This is a genomic window from Pseudodesulfovibrio alkaliphilus, from assembly GCF_009729555.1.
Classification (GTDB): domain Bacteria; phylum Desulfobacterota; class Desulfovibrionia; order Desulfovibrionales; family Desulfovibrionaceae; genus Pseudodesulfovibrio; species Pseudodesulfovibrio alkaliphilus.
The window spans coordinates 1-13,661 of sequence record NZ_WODC01000007.1 but is presented as its reverse complement, the minus strand read 5'-3'; the positions used below and the strand labels follow the sequence as shown (position 1 = coordinate 13,661).

Annotated in this window: 11 protein-coding genes and 1 tRNA gene; 5 read left to right on the top strand and 7 right to left on the bottom strand. The window is 56.0% G+C overall.

Annotated features, from left to right (window positions below):
* From GKC30_RS10765 to lysS, 5 genes are read right to left on the bottom strand one after another with little or no spacing between them, the layout of a single operon-like run.
* On the bottom strand, positions 1 to 522 hold the full coding sequence (locus GKC30_RS10765) for an OmpH/Skp family outer membrane protein (RefSeq protein ID WP_155934744.1): 522 nt from the start codon (positions 520 to 522) through the stop codon (positions 1 to 3).
* 28 nt (positions 523 to 550) lie between these two features.
* Positions 551 to 3,262, bottom strand: coding sequence for an outer membrane protein assembly factor BamA (gene bamA, locus GKC30_RS10760; protein ID WP_155934743.1), 2,712 nt, complete (start codon positions 3,260 to 3,262; stop codon positions 551 to 553).
* On the bottom strand, positions 3,252 to 3,935 hold the full coding sequence (locus GKC30_RS10755; RefSeq protein WP_155934742.1) for an ABC transporter ATP-binding protein: 684 nt from the start codon (positions 3,933 to 3,935) through the stop codon (positions 3,252 to 3,254). The genes bamA and GKC30_RS10755 overlap by 11 nt, the downstream gene beginning before the upstream one ends.
* Positions 3,928 to 5,157 (bottom strand): lipoprotein-releasing ABC transporter permease subunit, encoded by a 1,230-nt coding sequence (locus GKC30_RS10750; RefSeq protein WP_155934741.1) that lies wholly within the window; start codon positions 5,155 to 5,157, stop codon positions 3,928 to 3,930. Before GKC30_RS10750 ends, GKC30_RS10755 begins: the two co-directional genes overlap by 8 nt.
* Before the next feature lie 32 nt (positions 5,158 to 5,189).
* Positions 5,190 to 6,698 carry a lysine--tRNA ligase gene (gene lysS / locus GKC30_RS10745; RefSeq protein ID WP_155934912.1) on the bottom strand — a complete coding sequence of 503 codons (1,509 nt, stop codon included), beginning with the start codon at positions 6,696 to 6,698 and terminating at the stop codon, positions 5,190 to 5,192.
* A 275-nt stretch (positions 6,699 to 6,973) separates the two neighbouring features.
* Between lysS and GKC30_RS10740 the strand changes: the two genes are divergently transcribed.
* Positions 6,974 to 7,049 (top strand) — tRNA-Asn (locus GKC30_RS10740).
* Between the two features lie 204 nt (positions 7,050 to 7,253).
* Here the strand turns inward: GKC30_RS10740 and GKC30_RS10735 are convergent.
* Positions 7,254 to 8,495 (bottom strand): class I SAM-dependent methyltransferase, encoded by a 1,242-nt coding sequence (locus tag GKC30_RS10735; RefSeq protein WP_155934740.1) that lies wholly within the window; start codon positions 8,493 to 8,495, stop codon positions 7,254 to 7,256.
* Between the two features lie 500 nt (positions 8,496 to 8,995).
* On the opposite strand from GKC30_RS10735, the gene GKC30_RS10730 reads away from it, so the two are divergent.
* The 4 genes from GKC30_RS10730 (at position 8,996) to GKC30_RS10715 (ending at position 12,265) form a co-directional block, all read left to right on the top strand.
* Complete coding sequence (locus GKC30_RS10730; RefSeq protein ID WP_155934739.1) at positions 8,996 to 9,778, top strand: class I SAM-dependent methyltransferase; 783 nt, start codon at positions 8,996 to 8,998, stop codon at positions 9,776 to 9,778.
* A 1-nt stretch (position 9,779) separates the two neighbouring features.
* Positions 9,780 to 10,463 carry an SAM-dependent methyltransferase gene (locus GKC30_RS10725; protein WP_196772859.1) on the top strand — a complete coding sequence of 228 codons (684 nt, stop codon included), beginning with the start codon at positions 9,780 to 9,782 and terminating at the stop codon, positions 10,461 to 10,463.
* A gap of 201 nt (positions 10,464 to 10,664) precedes the next feature.
* A complete protein-coding gene (locus GKC30_RS10720) occupies positions 10,665 to 12,005 on the top strand; it encodes a dihydrolipoyl dehydrogenase family protein (protein WP_155934738.1) in 1,341 nt (446 codons plus the stop codon).
* A gap of 110 nt (positions 12,006 to 12,115) precedes the next feature.
* A complete protein-coding gene (locus tag GKC30_RS10715) occupies positions 12,116 to 12,265 on the top strand; it encodes a hypothetical protein (protein WP_155934737.1) in 150 nt (49 codons plus the stop codon).
* A gap of 299 nt (positions 12,266 to 12,564) precedes the next feature.
* Here GKC30_RS10715 and GKC30_RS10710 read toward each other — a convergent pair whose 3' ends face one another.
* Entirely contained in the window at positions 12,565 to 13,272 is a 708-nt protein-coding gene (locus GKC30_RS10710) for an inorganic diphosphatase (RefSeq protein WP_155934736.1), read from the bottom strand.
* Positions 13,273 to 13,661 lie beyond the last annotated feature (389 nt).

The following is a 13,661-nucleotide window of genomic DNA, read 5'->3' as shown; positions in this document are numbered from 1 at the left end:
TTATTTTCCGGCTTTTTTCAGCTTATTGAGCTCTTCGACGAGGTTGTCGGTGATGTCAACGCCTTCGGCGACATAGGAAACGCCGCTGGAGCCCATTTCAAAAATGGCGGTGTAATTGTTGGCCCTCGCGTATTCAGCCATGACTTTGATGATTTTCTCGAGCACTGGCTGGCCGAGTTCCTGCTGTGCAGCCTGCATCTTCTGGCGATACGCGGCCACACTGTCCTGATAGTCGCGGGTGATGCGGCGAAACTCGCGCTGCTTGTCCTGCTTGGCATCCAACTTAAGAGCCATGTCCTGATTGCGCAGTTCGTCTTCGAGCCTCTGGATGTCTTGGGCCTCTTTCTCAAGGCTCTTTTCAAGGGGCTCGAATTGCGCCTTCAATTTTGCAGCCACGGCCTTACCGTAGTCGCAATTGACCATCACCGCCTGCATGTTGAACACGCCGATTTTGGTCTCGGCGAACGCCGCCGAGTGAAAGAGAAGGACACAGGCAATGGCCAAAAACAAAACCTTTTTCATATGATGACTCCTTGCAATAATGCGCTGTCTAGAATTGTTGCCCCATTAGCATTTCGATCTTATGACGTCCAGTGCCGCCAAGGCGGTCCAGCCCGTACCCGTAGACAATGCCGATCGGCCCCATGGGCGAATACCAGTTGATACCCGCGCCGACACTCTTGTAGAGCCCCAGCGTTGGAGCCGTGCCCTTGCGAACAGGCGAGGAAAAGAACATCTCGCTCTCCTTCCACGAGTTGCCTGCATCAAAGAAAAGCAGAGAGCCGATACCGTACTCCTTGCTCAATTGCCGCCTCAGCTCAAAATTCACATAGAACGCCTTGTTGCCGCCCTCTTCGCCGTCCTTCCCGTCAAGGGGCGAGATGGCATAGGAAGAATAACCGCGAACAGAACCCACGCCGCCAAGCTCGAACCGTTGGTCCGTCGGCACTTCGGAGTTGCCGAAATTCCGGTGCAGGTAGCCGCCCCATACCTTGGAGAAGAACACGACCTCTTCCAGAGCCGGAGTGTACCACTGGAAAGACCCGGTATATTTGACAAAATCATCTGTTCCACCGAGAGGCCCTCCGCCATAGGCTACGCCGAGAGTCGTGACCGTGCCGCTGGTGGTGAACATGAAATTGTCACGTGTATCGCGGCTGATGCCGACACCCAGCTTGCTGAGGAAATGAGAACCCTCGTCGTCCCTGACCGACTGGGACGCATCGCTGCTGATGTCTGACAGCACATAATACTCTGCTGTATAGTCCCAAGCCACTGTGGTGTATTCGCCGATGGGATAGTCGAAACTTGCGACACCTCCCACCGAACGCTTGGTGTAGGTGTTGTATTCCTCGTCGCGTTTGTGGGCCTCAAGAGTCATGCCCACCTCGGAATCATTGAGATTGGGATTGCGGAAGGTCAAGGTATAGACGGTCTTCCGGCCACTGAATGCGCCGTTGAGGGAAAGCAGGTATCCCTTGCCGAAGAGGTTTGACTCGGAAACCTGGGCCGCGAGGTAAACATTGTCATAGGTGGAATAGCCGATACCGCCGCCGATACGACCAGTGGGTTTGTCCTTGACCTTGACGACAAGGTCCATCTCTTCCGGGTTACCCGTGGGAACCGGCGAAATATCCACTCTCTCGAAATATCCGAGATTGGTCAGTCGCTCGTGGGAGCGCTTGAGCTTCTCGCCGCTGAACATGTCGCCATCGGCAAGCCGCATGTCACGCAGTATGACGTTATCACGGGTGACGGTATTGCCTTCAATGAGCACACGGCGGATATGCACCCGCTGATGTTTGGAGATGGTGTAGACCACATCGACAATCTGGGTTTCGGGATTGTCCCTGAGGTTCACCTTCACATCCGTATAGGCATATCCGTAATCATTGTAATACGTCGTCAGCTTATCGACATCTCCCTTGAGCAGGGAACGATCGAAGTATTCATCTTTGTCCTTGAGTTTGCCGATGTCGGTAATTTCAGCGAGCTTGCTCGGGTCCTCAATGAGATCCCCCTTGAAGATGGTATCGCCCATCTTGTAGCGATTGCCTTCCCAAACCTGATAGGTGACGGTGATGCCGTTATCCTTGATGTCCACCTCGGGCCTGCCCACACGGACCTCGATAAAGCCCTTGCTGTTGTAATACGCCTCAATGGCGGCGGCATCGCGGTCCAAAAGTTCTTCCTTGAGCACGCCGGTATTGGTTATCCAGGAGAACATTCCGCGCTCCTTGAGAGCCAACACCCCCTTGATGTCAGAGGGATCGAGCTGCTTGGCCCCGTCGATGACCACATCGGTGATGTACAGCTTGGGGCCTTCGTCCACGACGAACGTCAGGCGGGCGACGCCGCTCCCGGCGTCCTCGATTTCATGGGACACCTTGGCCTTGTAGTAGCCGTCCTTGCGGTACATTTCCCGAATGACGCGGATGTCGTCGGCCAGCACCTTGGGGTTGACCAGGCCCCCCTTCTTGGTGGACACGGCTTCCAGAATGTCCCCGGACTTGATAGCGTCTGAACCACGGACGCCCAATGCCTGGATGCGCGGCTTCTCCACAACGACAAAAACCACGCGCTTGCCCTCGGGCACATCATCGATGCGCACTCTGACATCATCGAAATATCCGAGATCATAAATATTCTTCAACGCAGTGTTGGCGGCCTTCGCCGTGAGCATGTCGCCTCTTTGGATGGTGAGGCGCATGAGAACCACGTCCTTGTCCAGCACCTTGGTTCCCTCGACGTCCACCTCGGCAACAACTTCGAGCTTGAGCAGGTCCACCCGCATACGAGCCACCAGATCGTCAACGGCCGGCAACAAATTGATGAGCCCGTCCTTGGTCACGGAGATCGATTTTCCGCCATCACTGCCGTAGGCATCCACGAGCCGTGAATCCAGCGAAATGGCATTTCCGATCTGGTTCATGGCGCCGAAGACCGCGAAACCAGCCCCGGTAAGCATGGCCACCTCACGTGCCGTGGTTGTTGTCACCGAGGTGATATTCTTGTCATGAAGTACGTTCCTGACCTCAGTTCCAGCCACCACATCGAAACCCACATCGCGCAATCGATCAGCCAGGAGTTCCGGCAGACTGTCCTTGAGATAGGAGAACTCGTCACCTGCGTTGATGACAAAAGGCAAAACAGCGACCCTGACATCCCCGGCGACACTCTGCGCACGAGCAATGCCAGCGTGGACGAGCAAAAGTGTAACCAAGACCAGGATCGCCATCATGCGAGCGCGACTAATGAGCATACAATTCTCCTGAGCGCAATTCCAGCCGCCTGTGCATCATCCCGGCCAGGGCCGGGTTATGCGTCACGACAACAAAAGTCATACCCAACTCTTCATTCAATGCAACGAGAAGCTCCCCGATCCTGGAGCCGTTCTCCTCGTCAAGGTTGCCAGTGGGCTCGTCAGCCAGCAATACGCTCGGCTTAAGGAGAATCGCCCTGGCAATGGCCGCCCGCTGGCGCTCGCCTCCCGACAGGGTCGTCACCTTATGCTGCGCCCGGTGTCCGAGACCGACCATTTCCAAGGTCTCGGCCGCCATCCTGATACCCTCGCTCCGCCCCTTGCCCGCGATGAAGGCAGGCATGGCCACATTCTCGAGGGTCGTGAACTCCGGAAGCAGATGGTGGAACTGAAACACGAACCCAATGTCGCGGTTACGCAGCCGCGCACGCTGTCTGCCACCCAGAGTGCTAAGATCAACGTCGTCGAGAAATATCTTGCCCGAGGTTGCCGTGTCCAGCGTTCCGAGAAGGTGCAAAAGAGTGGTCTTTCCCGAGCCAGACGACCCGAGAATGGCCAAGGATTCTCCCTGGGCGATGTTCAGGTCGACATTCTTGAGCACTTTCACCGTTTCCGAAGGCCCTTCAAATTCCTTATCCACGGCAATCAATCGGTATATAGCCTCTTTACTCATAACGCAAGGCATCGCTCGGGTTCAGGGCGGCAGCCCGTCTCGCCGGGTAAATGGTCGCCAGAAAACACAAAAGGAACGCCGCCAGACCGATGGCCGCGAGGTCAAGCGCCTCAAGCCGAACCGGCAGATAGTCCACGGGGTAGACATTGCTCGGCAGCTTGATGAACTGGTACTCCTTGAGCAACATGCTCACCGGCACACCAATGAGAAAGCCGAGTACCGTTCCTGCCAGTCCGATGAACGTCCCCTGCAGCATGAAAATGCGCCTGATGCTGGAAACATCTGCGCCGAGAGACATCAGCACCGCAATATCCTTGGTTTTCTGAATCACCAGCATGACCAATGTCGTGACAATGCTGAAGGAACCGACGAGAACGATCATGGCCAGAATGATGAACATGGCGGTCTTCTCCAGCTCCAGGGCGGCGAAGAGATTGGCGTTCATCTCCTGCCAGTGGCGCACATGAACCGTAAAAGACCCGATGCGGTCGCGCAGTAACGCGGAGACGGTCTCCACGTTGTAAACATCGTTGACGCTGACCTCGAGCCCCGAGACCACATCGTCCTTGAAGCCGAGCAATTGGCGCGCTGCGGGAATGGTCACGTACCCAAGGGACGAGTCGTACTCGAACATCCCTGTCCTGAAGATTCCGGCCACCACAAAGGGCCTGACCTTGGGTGTGAAACCCGCCGCACCGGCCCTGCCCGAAGGAGACAGCAGATGCACCTCCGAGCCCTGGGCCAGCCCGAGCCTGTTGGCCAGCTCCGAACCGATGATGATGCCCGGCACCTCGGCCGAATCGTCAAGATTGGCTATGCCGCCGCTGATCATGTCTTTTGAAAGGCTGAGCACCGAGTCCGAAGTGTCAGGGTCGATGCCGCGCAGAACCACGCCCTTGACCCCGTTGCGAGTAGAGAGCATGACCTCGGAATACACAAAGGGAGTGACGCCGATTACGCCCGGAACCTGGGTGGCCTGATGGGCCATCTCGCGGTAATCCTTGATGCCTCCCCGCAGGGAGGAGACGAGGATGTGGGCGTTCACGCCAAGAATCTTGTCGCGCAGGTCGGTCGAAAAACCGTTCATCACACCAATGACCACGATGAGCGCACCGACCCCGATGGCCACTCCGAAAACGGCAAAAAGCGAAATGATGGATATAAACGCCTGCCTGCGCAGGGCGAACAGATATCTCAGCGCGACAAACGTCTCGAATCTCATAGGCTCACTCGTGTCATGTGACGCATGGGGCCTTACCCAACCTCCGGCCGCAACAACGGAAACAAGATGACCTCACGAATAGAGGCGCTGTCGGTCAGAAGCATGACCAGCCTGTCGATGCCGACCCCCTGTCCAGCGGCGGGGGGCATGCCGTATTCCAGAGCACGAACGTAATCATCGTCCATGAAATGCGCCTCTTCATCGCCCGCCTCCTTCTCGCGCACCTGCTCTTCGAACCGTCCCCGCTGATCCACGGGATCGTTGAGCTCGGAAAAGGCGTTGGCCATCTCCCGGCCGGTCATGAACAGTTCGAATCGGTCGGTGATGTCCGGATTCTCCTCGTTGCGGCGGGAAAGGGGCGAGATGTCCGTTGGGTAATGATAAATGAAATGGGGCTGAACCAAACGGGGCTCCACCAGAATATCAAAGAGCTTGGCCTGAAGCTTACCAAGCTTCTCCCCCTCGGCCACCTTCTCCCCCCTGGCCTTGACCAGGGCCTTGCACTGCTCATAGTCGGCAAACACTTCACGCGATAGACCGCCGATTTTCTCCAGCGAATCGTGAAATGACATCCTGGTCCATGCCCCGACAGAAAGATCGATCATCTCGCCCTGATACGGCACAATCGTTGAGCCTGTGACCTTTTGCGCGATCCGGGAGAACATCTCCTCGGTCAGGTCCATCAGATCCTCGAAGTTGGCGTAGGCACAGTAGAATTCAAGCATCGTGAACTCGGGATTGTGCTGTGTCGAGATGCCTTCGTTGCGGAAGTTGCGGTTGATCTCGTAGACCTTTTCGAACCCGCCCACCAGAAGCCGCTTGAGGTACAGCTCCGGCGCGATGCGCATGTAGAGCTTCATGTCCAGGGCATTGTGATGGGTCTCGAAGGGTTTGGCCGTTGCCCCACCGGGAATGGCCTGCATCATGGGAGTTTCCACCTCCATGAAGCCCTTCTCATCCAGAAAACGGCGCAACTCGCGCACCACGGCCGTGCGGGCCATGAATATTTCCTTGGTCCGTGGCGTGACGATAAGGTCCACGTAACGCTGCCGGTATCGGGTCTCCACATCCTTGAGGCCGTGATACTTGTCCGGCAGCGGACGCATGGACTTGGTGATCAGCTTGAACTGCCGGGTCATGACGGTCAGTTCTCCGGTCTTGGTTCGGAAGAGAGATCCCCGGATACCGACAATATCGCCGATGTCGGTTTTCTTGAAGAGCTGATACTGCTCAGTGCCCAGATCGTCCCGGGCTGCGTAGACCTGGATGCGGCCGCCCCGATCCTGCAAATGGAAAAACGTCACCTTGCCGAAAGAGCGGTATGACACCACCCGTCCAGCCAGGGCGAAATCGTGGTCAGCCGCTTCCAGAGTCTCGGCGTCCACTTCGGCGAAACGGGCCCAGAGGCTTTCAATTTCCGTATCGCGTTTAAAGTCGTTGGGATACAGATGGATATTCTCATCCAAAAGCTGACATGCCTTCTCAACGCGGGTCTTGATGACCGAGTTCAGTTCGTCCCTGGCATCAAGGGCGGTAAGCATGGACACAAAACGCTCGGCGTGAGCCGACTTGGTCGCCAGCTTGATTTTCTTATTAATTTTCGTATCGTTTGACAATGTTGTTTTCCCTGTCCCCTGCAAAGTCTAGAAAAAAACAAGAGACGTTGATTCCGTAAGCCAAATATCAGTTCCCGTCAAGAAAATGAACCTCTTAACCCTGACATAATCATGCCGGACAAAAGTTGAAAATCTGATTTTTTCCCCTTGACCCTGCCGGGGGTTTTGTTTAAACACTCTTTCGCCTCAACGGCAAATGCTCCCCAGTAGCTCAATCGGCAGAGCGGGTGACTGTTAATCACTAGGTTCGCGGTTCAAGTCCGTGCTGGGGAGCCAAGGAAATCAAGGGTTCACGAGATTCACACTCGTGAACCCTTTCTTTTTTGCTCCAAATTTGCTCCAATGCGTCACCAGGAGGTGGAGCATGGCGACCATCAGAAAACGCGGGGCCGGGTCACTGCATCAAATTGAATGCGGAACGCCAGATACGACGCGAAAAGATAATGCGCAGAGGTCTCGCCTGACATAAATCAGGGCCAGCTAATCAGAATTATGCAGGAGGCTTAGCTTAACATATTTTCCTAGATCGGTACTTTTCAAATGTCTTGAAACTGTCTTACGGTTGCTTGGATGGAGCCATGCAGCAAGCCAGCCAATAGCTACCAGCATGATTGGGTAATTACGAACAAAAAAACGATCAAGCCCAACGCCTGCACACATCAAAACGCCCTTTCTATTGCGAACGCTCGGAGCAGGCGGGGCAGAAGAAACACCCCCATCGCAATCTTTTTCCTTCTCGATAAAGACTGGAATCCCATCTTCGATTGAAAATTTTTGTCCGGATTGATGGTCAACCAAGCTGTCGCCTTCGTATGTAAGCATATTGCCCCCGCCGGGGACACAATACGCGGCTTCATGAGTTTTTTCATCAGATGCGGGCTTGCGAAGGACGATTTTATATTGATCACAAAACCAACATGCCCAGGGGCCATTTTCCAATGAGGAGATTCTGTGGGCCATAGGAACTACGTTGAGACCAGGAAATCTATCAATAAATCTATATATAGATTTATACAAAGCACCGTCGAAAATTATCTGACACGGCACTAAGCCAACTTCTTCTGCCATAGCCTTCAATTCTTCAGGCATCGGGGCCTCATCCTTGTAGAGGTTGGGAGCTGCGGGGAGAGGACTGTTGATCCAACGTCCAAACCTTTCCCGTCCTTCTTGGATGAGCCTGTTAAGGAGAAATAAAGAGCCTTCGTTTTCAGTTGTGATAACAGCCAGGCCCCCTGGCTTGAGGACCCTTGCGACTTCTTTGATCATGGCGGACGGATCTAGAACATGCTCAATAACTTCACGCGAAACAATCCGGTCAAAGCAGGAGTCAGGAAAAGGAAGCGCCTCAGCCATGGCAACCGAGCAGTTGCTAGGTATCTGACTGGCAATGGCCCGGTGAACCATTTCAGAAGAAATATCCGTACTCCATAGGCGGGAATTCTGGAACAGGTTATGAATATTTTTTTCGTCACTTCCCATGCCGCAACCCAGTGAAAGAATGTCCAATCCATCTTCCAATTCCAGCATCGTCAAAATATGTGCAGAAAAACGACGATACATATATGTAGTGTAATCAACTTTTGTTTTATGATCTCCAGTAAACCTCGTGTGGTTTCCAATGTCGACCAAGGGAAATCGCAAGCCGTTGTCTCCCTCAGAAAATTTAGAATAAAGCCTGTCGAAGGCAACCTTGTGTTCATTTACGTTGAGCATCTTATCCATACTATTTGCCTTTCTTGTTATCAAAACACCTATCGCCTGATAGACTCACCACAAAGGCATCAGTCCGCCAGGTTGTATTTTTGACCATGAGACCTGTGAAAATCGAAAGATGCATCACCTATCCTGAGTGATTCTCCAGCCTGACACAACACCAAAGCTGATATATCGCCTGTTTTTTGTTTACAATAACATCCAGCCTCTACGTCATTCCGTGGCATTGAAGGTTCAATGGGCCCCCTCCTCTCGACTTCAGTTAAAACCGTATCGGCCCTTTTCCGTTTTTCCTCCAGGCCCGGAGGAACAAGCCACCCATCGCTTGCCCATGATTCTTTTTGGCAAGGGCTTCCCGCCATGGGCTGGTTCTTATCCTCGTTTTATGATAGAATGCACACTAAAGCATTAGCCCACGCGAGGGAAGCAGGAATGAACGCGAACAACCGTTCCAGGCGGGGGAACGCCTTGATTCAAGATTGGTAAATCGGGAATTCCAACAGGTGGACATGTTAGATATTCGCAAGAACCTCCCTTTTCAGAAGATCAAGCTCTACTGCGACTTGACGGACTGGTACCAACTCCTGACGCCGGTTGAGGATTACGCTGAAGAAGCCGCCTTCTATCGACGCCTGTTTGAGACCCATTGCCAGCGTCTGCCCCGGGACCTGCTTGATCTCGGCAGCGGCGGTGGCCACAATGCCGCCTACCTGAAGACGACTCTGACCTGCACTCTGGTCGACCGGGAACCGGCCATGCTCGCGTTGAGTCGCCGTCTGAACCCGGAATGCGAGCATGTTCGGGGCGACATGCGGTCCATCCGGCTCGGGCGCATCTATGATAACGTCCTTGTGCATGATGCGGTAAGCTACATGACCACGCGAGCCGATCTCGCCGACGCCATCGCCACAGCCTTCGCCCACACCGCCCCGGGCGGGGTGGCGATGTTTCACCCGGATTACGTCTCCGAAACCTTCGAGCCGGGCACTGCAAACGGCGGCAGCGATGGCGAAGGACGCGCCCTGCGTTACTTTGAATGGCGATGGCTCCCCGACACAGGAAAGGAAATGTACGTGACCGACATGGCCTTCCTCTTGCGCGACGAGTCCGGGGCCGTTGAAGTCATCCACGACCGCCACATCATGGGCCTGTTCTCAAGAGCCGTATGGCTGAACCTGATCGCCGCCGCAGGTTTTAAACCCCTCGCCGTCCCCTTTGAGCACAGCTCCCACACCGAGTCCGGGCACGAACTGTTTCTCGGACTGCGGCCTATCTCCGAAAGAGACACCTGACATGAGCGAACCCTCGTCACATTTCCGGGCCATCTTTTTCGAGCTATACGAGTCCCTCCCCAGACAGGGACCGGGCAACCGCGATTGCGCCGCCAAAGCCATTGCCTTATGCCGCGACCTGCCGCCCGGGGCGGCGATCCTCGACCTCGGCTGCGGTGTCGGAGGACAGACGCAACATCTCGCGGAACTCACGGCAGGCAACATCGTGGCCATGGACAGCCATGCTCCCAGCATAGACCGGCTGCACGCCGCTGTCGCCGAGCGCGGACTTGCCGAAAGAATCCGCCCTGTGGTGGGTAACATGGCCGATCCAGGGTTTCCTCCCGCGAGTTTCGACCTCATATGGTCCGAAGGCGCCCTGTATAATATCGGCATGAACAACGCCCTGGCCTTATGCAGGCGATTACTGCGAGTCGGCGGCTACCTCGCCTTCACCGATGCCGTCTGGCGCAAGGATGCCCCACCCGCCGAGATCAAGGAGGGCTTCGAGATGGACTACCCGACCATGGGCCGGATTCCTGACATCCTGGCGGCGATCAGGAATCATGGGTTTTCGCTCATCGGCCACTTCACCCTGCCGGACAAGGCATGGTGGACCGACTTCTACACGCCGATGGAAACCGGCATCGAAAAACTCCGCAGCAAATATGCAGATGACAATGAAGCCCTTGCCGTACTCGCGTAGCTGGCACAAGAACCCGAACTACATAGGAAGTATTCCGAATACTACGCCTATGAATTTTTTGTGGCGCTTCGGGGGAAATGAGAAAGCCGCAATGGACCGGAAACAGGGAATCTCTCCACTCTTTTTTCGGACATCAGTGAGATTTTTTCCCCGTCATGGTGTAGGCTGTCCTGAATGGCAACAACACTCGCGAGGAAAAAAATGAAAGAATACGATGTGATCGTCCTGGGCGGCGGCCCGGCAGGAGGGGCAGTGGCCGCGCCTCTGGCCGATGCAGGCAGACGGGTGGCCATGATTGAGGCCGATGCCTTTGGAGGGGTGTGTCCCCTGCGCGGCTGCAATCCCAAGAAAGTATTGCTGGCCGGCGCTGAGGCCGCGCATATGGCCGGCAGCATGCTGGGCACCGGCCTGACCGGCTCGATGGCCATCGACTGGTCTGCACTGATGCGCTTCACCCGGTCCTTCGTGGACCCGGTGCCGGAAAGGGCACGGGCCGCGTATGCTGACAAGGGCATCGACACCTTTCTTGGCCGAGCCGCATTCGTCGATCCGCATGTGGTCGAGGTGCAGGACAACCGACTGACCGCAAAGGTCATCTGCGTCTGCGTCGGGCTTGAACCAAGCCCTCTGCCCGTGCCCGGTGCCGAGGCCATGCCCGTGAGCGATGACTTCCTAAGCATGGAATCCCTGCCGCGCCGTGCCTTGTTCATCGGCGGCGGCTTTATCGCCTTCGAACTGGCTCATATCGCCCACCACGCCGGGTCCGAGGTAACGCTCCTCAATCGTAGCGACCGGGTGCTTCGCCGGTTCGACCCGATGCTTGCCGACGACTTGATCCGGGCGTCCAGGGACATTGGCATTGATGTACGGCTGGATGCGCCGGTCCGGTCCGTGGAGCGGATCGGCGAAGGCTGGCGGGTTCGGGCCGGAAACAACGTCCCCATTGATTTCGACGCTGACATGGCCTTCAACTGTACAGGCCGCCGTCCGGCGATAGACAGGCTCAATCTGGACGCCGCCGGAGTGGAGTTCGGACCTCTCGGCATTGCGGTCAACAACCGGATGCAGAGCGTGTCCAACCCCCATGTTTACGCCGTGGGCGATGTGGCCGACCAGGGAGCGGCGCTGACCCCGGTGGCAACCATCCAGGGACAGACGGCTGTAGCGAACATCCTGAACCCTTCATCTGCCACTGTAAACTACTCGGGCATCCCCAGCGTCTGCTTTACGCTGCCCCCCCTGGCCGGGGTGGGGTTGCTCGAGGAAGAGGCGCGGGAGCGCGGACTCTCCTTTACCGTCAGGGAAACCGATCTATCCGCCGCCTTTTCCTGGAAACGGCTCAACCAATCATACGCCAGGGCGCGGGTGCTCATCGACGAATCTGGCGACCGCATCCTCGGAGCCCACATCCTCGGGCACAATGCCGAAGAAATGATCAACCTCTTCGCCTTGGCGATCCGCAATGAAATCCCTCTGTCGAGACTCAGGGACACAGTGTGGGCCTACCCCACCTGCGGCTACCAGGTGAAGTACATGGTCTGATGCGGTCCAAGCCGCCGCTCCGGGCTCCGTGAGGCGGCTTGCGCGGTCCGATAATGCTTGCCGCCCTCATCCGATTCGGATAAAAGCACCCCCTTATGAACACTCTCGCCATGACCACACTCCTCCTCTGCGGCGGCGCCCTCGTCGCCTTCGTCCTGATGGTACGCGGCTCAAAACGACGCACCACCACCCGCGCGAGCATCAATATCGACTTCGACACGGCCAAGGAACGCGAAGACAAGAACCGCTACTTCAGCTGATCCCGCGGGCGGGCGTCCGCCCACTTTCCCCATCCTTTGTTTTTCACCGAACCTGGCGAACAATGCAGCAATGAACCGATTGTTCATTCTCCGCGCATTTCTGCTGCCAGTCGATCTGCTCGGCTGTTCAGAGCCCCCGACCAACAGGTCCAGGACTATGTGGAGAGCTATTTCGCCAACATTGCCTGGCCCTGGATAGCATCCTCATTGCGCTTGCTTTGATACGCGGCCAGTCCCTTTCTGGATTCCTCACCGGCCAGTTCTCCGACCGATTCCTTGCCTGTGCAAGCCACAGGAAATCAGCGTGCAGCCTCGAAGTTGGCGGCGGCAGCATCAAGCACGGCGCGTGCCGCGGCGGCATCTTCAAATCCCAGCCCCTCCATGCCGCCATCCGGTCCCTTGTAGCTGGCAAACCATAAGTCGATTATCTTGCTGACGCCTGGGTATTCCGCGTCAAGCTGCGTCATGCTTTCAACATGGGCAAAGGGCGAATCCTTGGTCAGCACCGCGATCAGCTTGTCATCCTGTTCGCCGTCGTCGAGCATCTTCAGAACACCGATCACGCGAACATCGATAACCGTGCCACGTGGCACGGCCTGACCCAGCACGATCACATCCAGCGGGTCGCCGTCACCGCCCAATTCCTTGGGTAGGGCGGTCCCCGGAATGGCGCCATAATTACCAGGATAGCCAAGATAATTCACCACACGTGGCTTGCTCTTCTTGAATTCCCAATAGATGGCCTTGGGGTCGTCCTTGCTGACCTCCCATTTGGCCGAGGTGCCTGTCGGAATCTCGACAATGGCCCGCACGGTACCATCCTTGTTGATTGCCTTCATGCCCATCAAATCTTCGGTGCCGACAATGGTGAAATCATCCTTGGGCCTCATGGCTGCAGCATGGGGCGTCGTATCAGAAAAAGCGAGGCCCCCGAGCGTTTCGGCCTGAGCCGTGGTCGATATCATGAAAAGGCAGACGGCCCCAATCATCAGCAGGTTCTTGAACATACTGTCCTCCTTACAATTTATTGATTAAGCATGGTACCAAGGGCATGTGACGGAACGATTACAAACAGCCATTCTTAACGTGACAGGCTCATGGTTCGTCGCCTATGCCAGAACCCTATTCTATAGCCACCTGCGAGATGACGCCGGCGTTGGCTTCGGACCTCCTTGGCCTTGCCGAACGCCTCGCCACATCGTCTGGCCCATCCTTCTCTTCTGGCTCGTTGTGGTGATTCTCGGACTCAAACGGTACCGGCGCACCCTCGAGTCATGACCCCCGGCAAAGCCGGGGGCTTGAGTTTGTGAGCCGCTCAAAGCGGCTTTAAGAACCGCCTAAAGGCGGAATTTCAGTTGTTCGATTCGCTTATCTTCCTGCTCTTGTTTGCGAATGT

Coding starts and splice junctions, on each gene's coding strand:
- GKC30_RS10755 (WP_155934742.1), bottom strand. CDS start 3,935: ATGAGTAAAGAGGCTATATACCGATTGATTGCCGTGGATAAGGAATTT.
- GKC30_RS10710 (WP_155934736.1), bottom strand. CDS start 13,272: ATGTTCAAGAACCTGCTGATGATTGGGGCCGTCTGCCTTTTCATGATA.
- GKC30_RS10730 (WP_155934739.1), top strand. CDS start 8,996: ATGTTAGATATTCGCAAGAACCTCCCTTTTCAGAAGATCAAGCTCTAC.
- GKC30_RS10750 (WP_155934741.1), bottom strand. CDS start 5,157: ATGAGATTCGAGACGTTTGTCGCGCTGAGATATCTGTTCGCCCTGCGC.
- lysS (WP_155934912.1), bottom strand. CDS start 6,698: ATGCTTACCGCCCTTGATGCCAGGGACGAACTGAACTCGGTCATCAAG.
- GKC30_RS10720 (WP_155934738.1), top strand. CDS start 10,665: ATGAAAGAATACGATGTGATCGTCCTGGGCGGCGGCCCGGCAGGAGGG.
- GKC30_RS10715 (WP_155934737.1), top strand. CDS start 12,116: ATGACCACACTCCTCCTCTGCGGCGGCGCCCTCGTCGCCTTCGTCCTG.
- GKC30_RS10725 (WP_196772859.1), top strand. CDS start 9,780: ATGAGCGAACCCTCGTCACATTTCCGGGCCATCTTTTTCGAGCTATAC.
- bamA (WP_155934743.1), bottom strand. CDS start 3,262: ATGCTCATTAGTCGCGCTCGCATGATGGCGATCCTGGTCTTGGTTACA.
- GKC30_RS10735 (WP_155934740.1), bottom strand. CDS start 8,495: ATGGATAAGATGCTCAACGTAAATGAACACAAGGTTGCCTTCGACAGG.
- GKC30_RS10765 (WP_155934744.1), bottom strand. CDS start 522: ATGAAAAAGGTTTTGTTTTTGGCCATTGCCTGTGTCCTTCTCTTTCAC.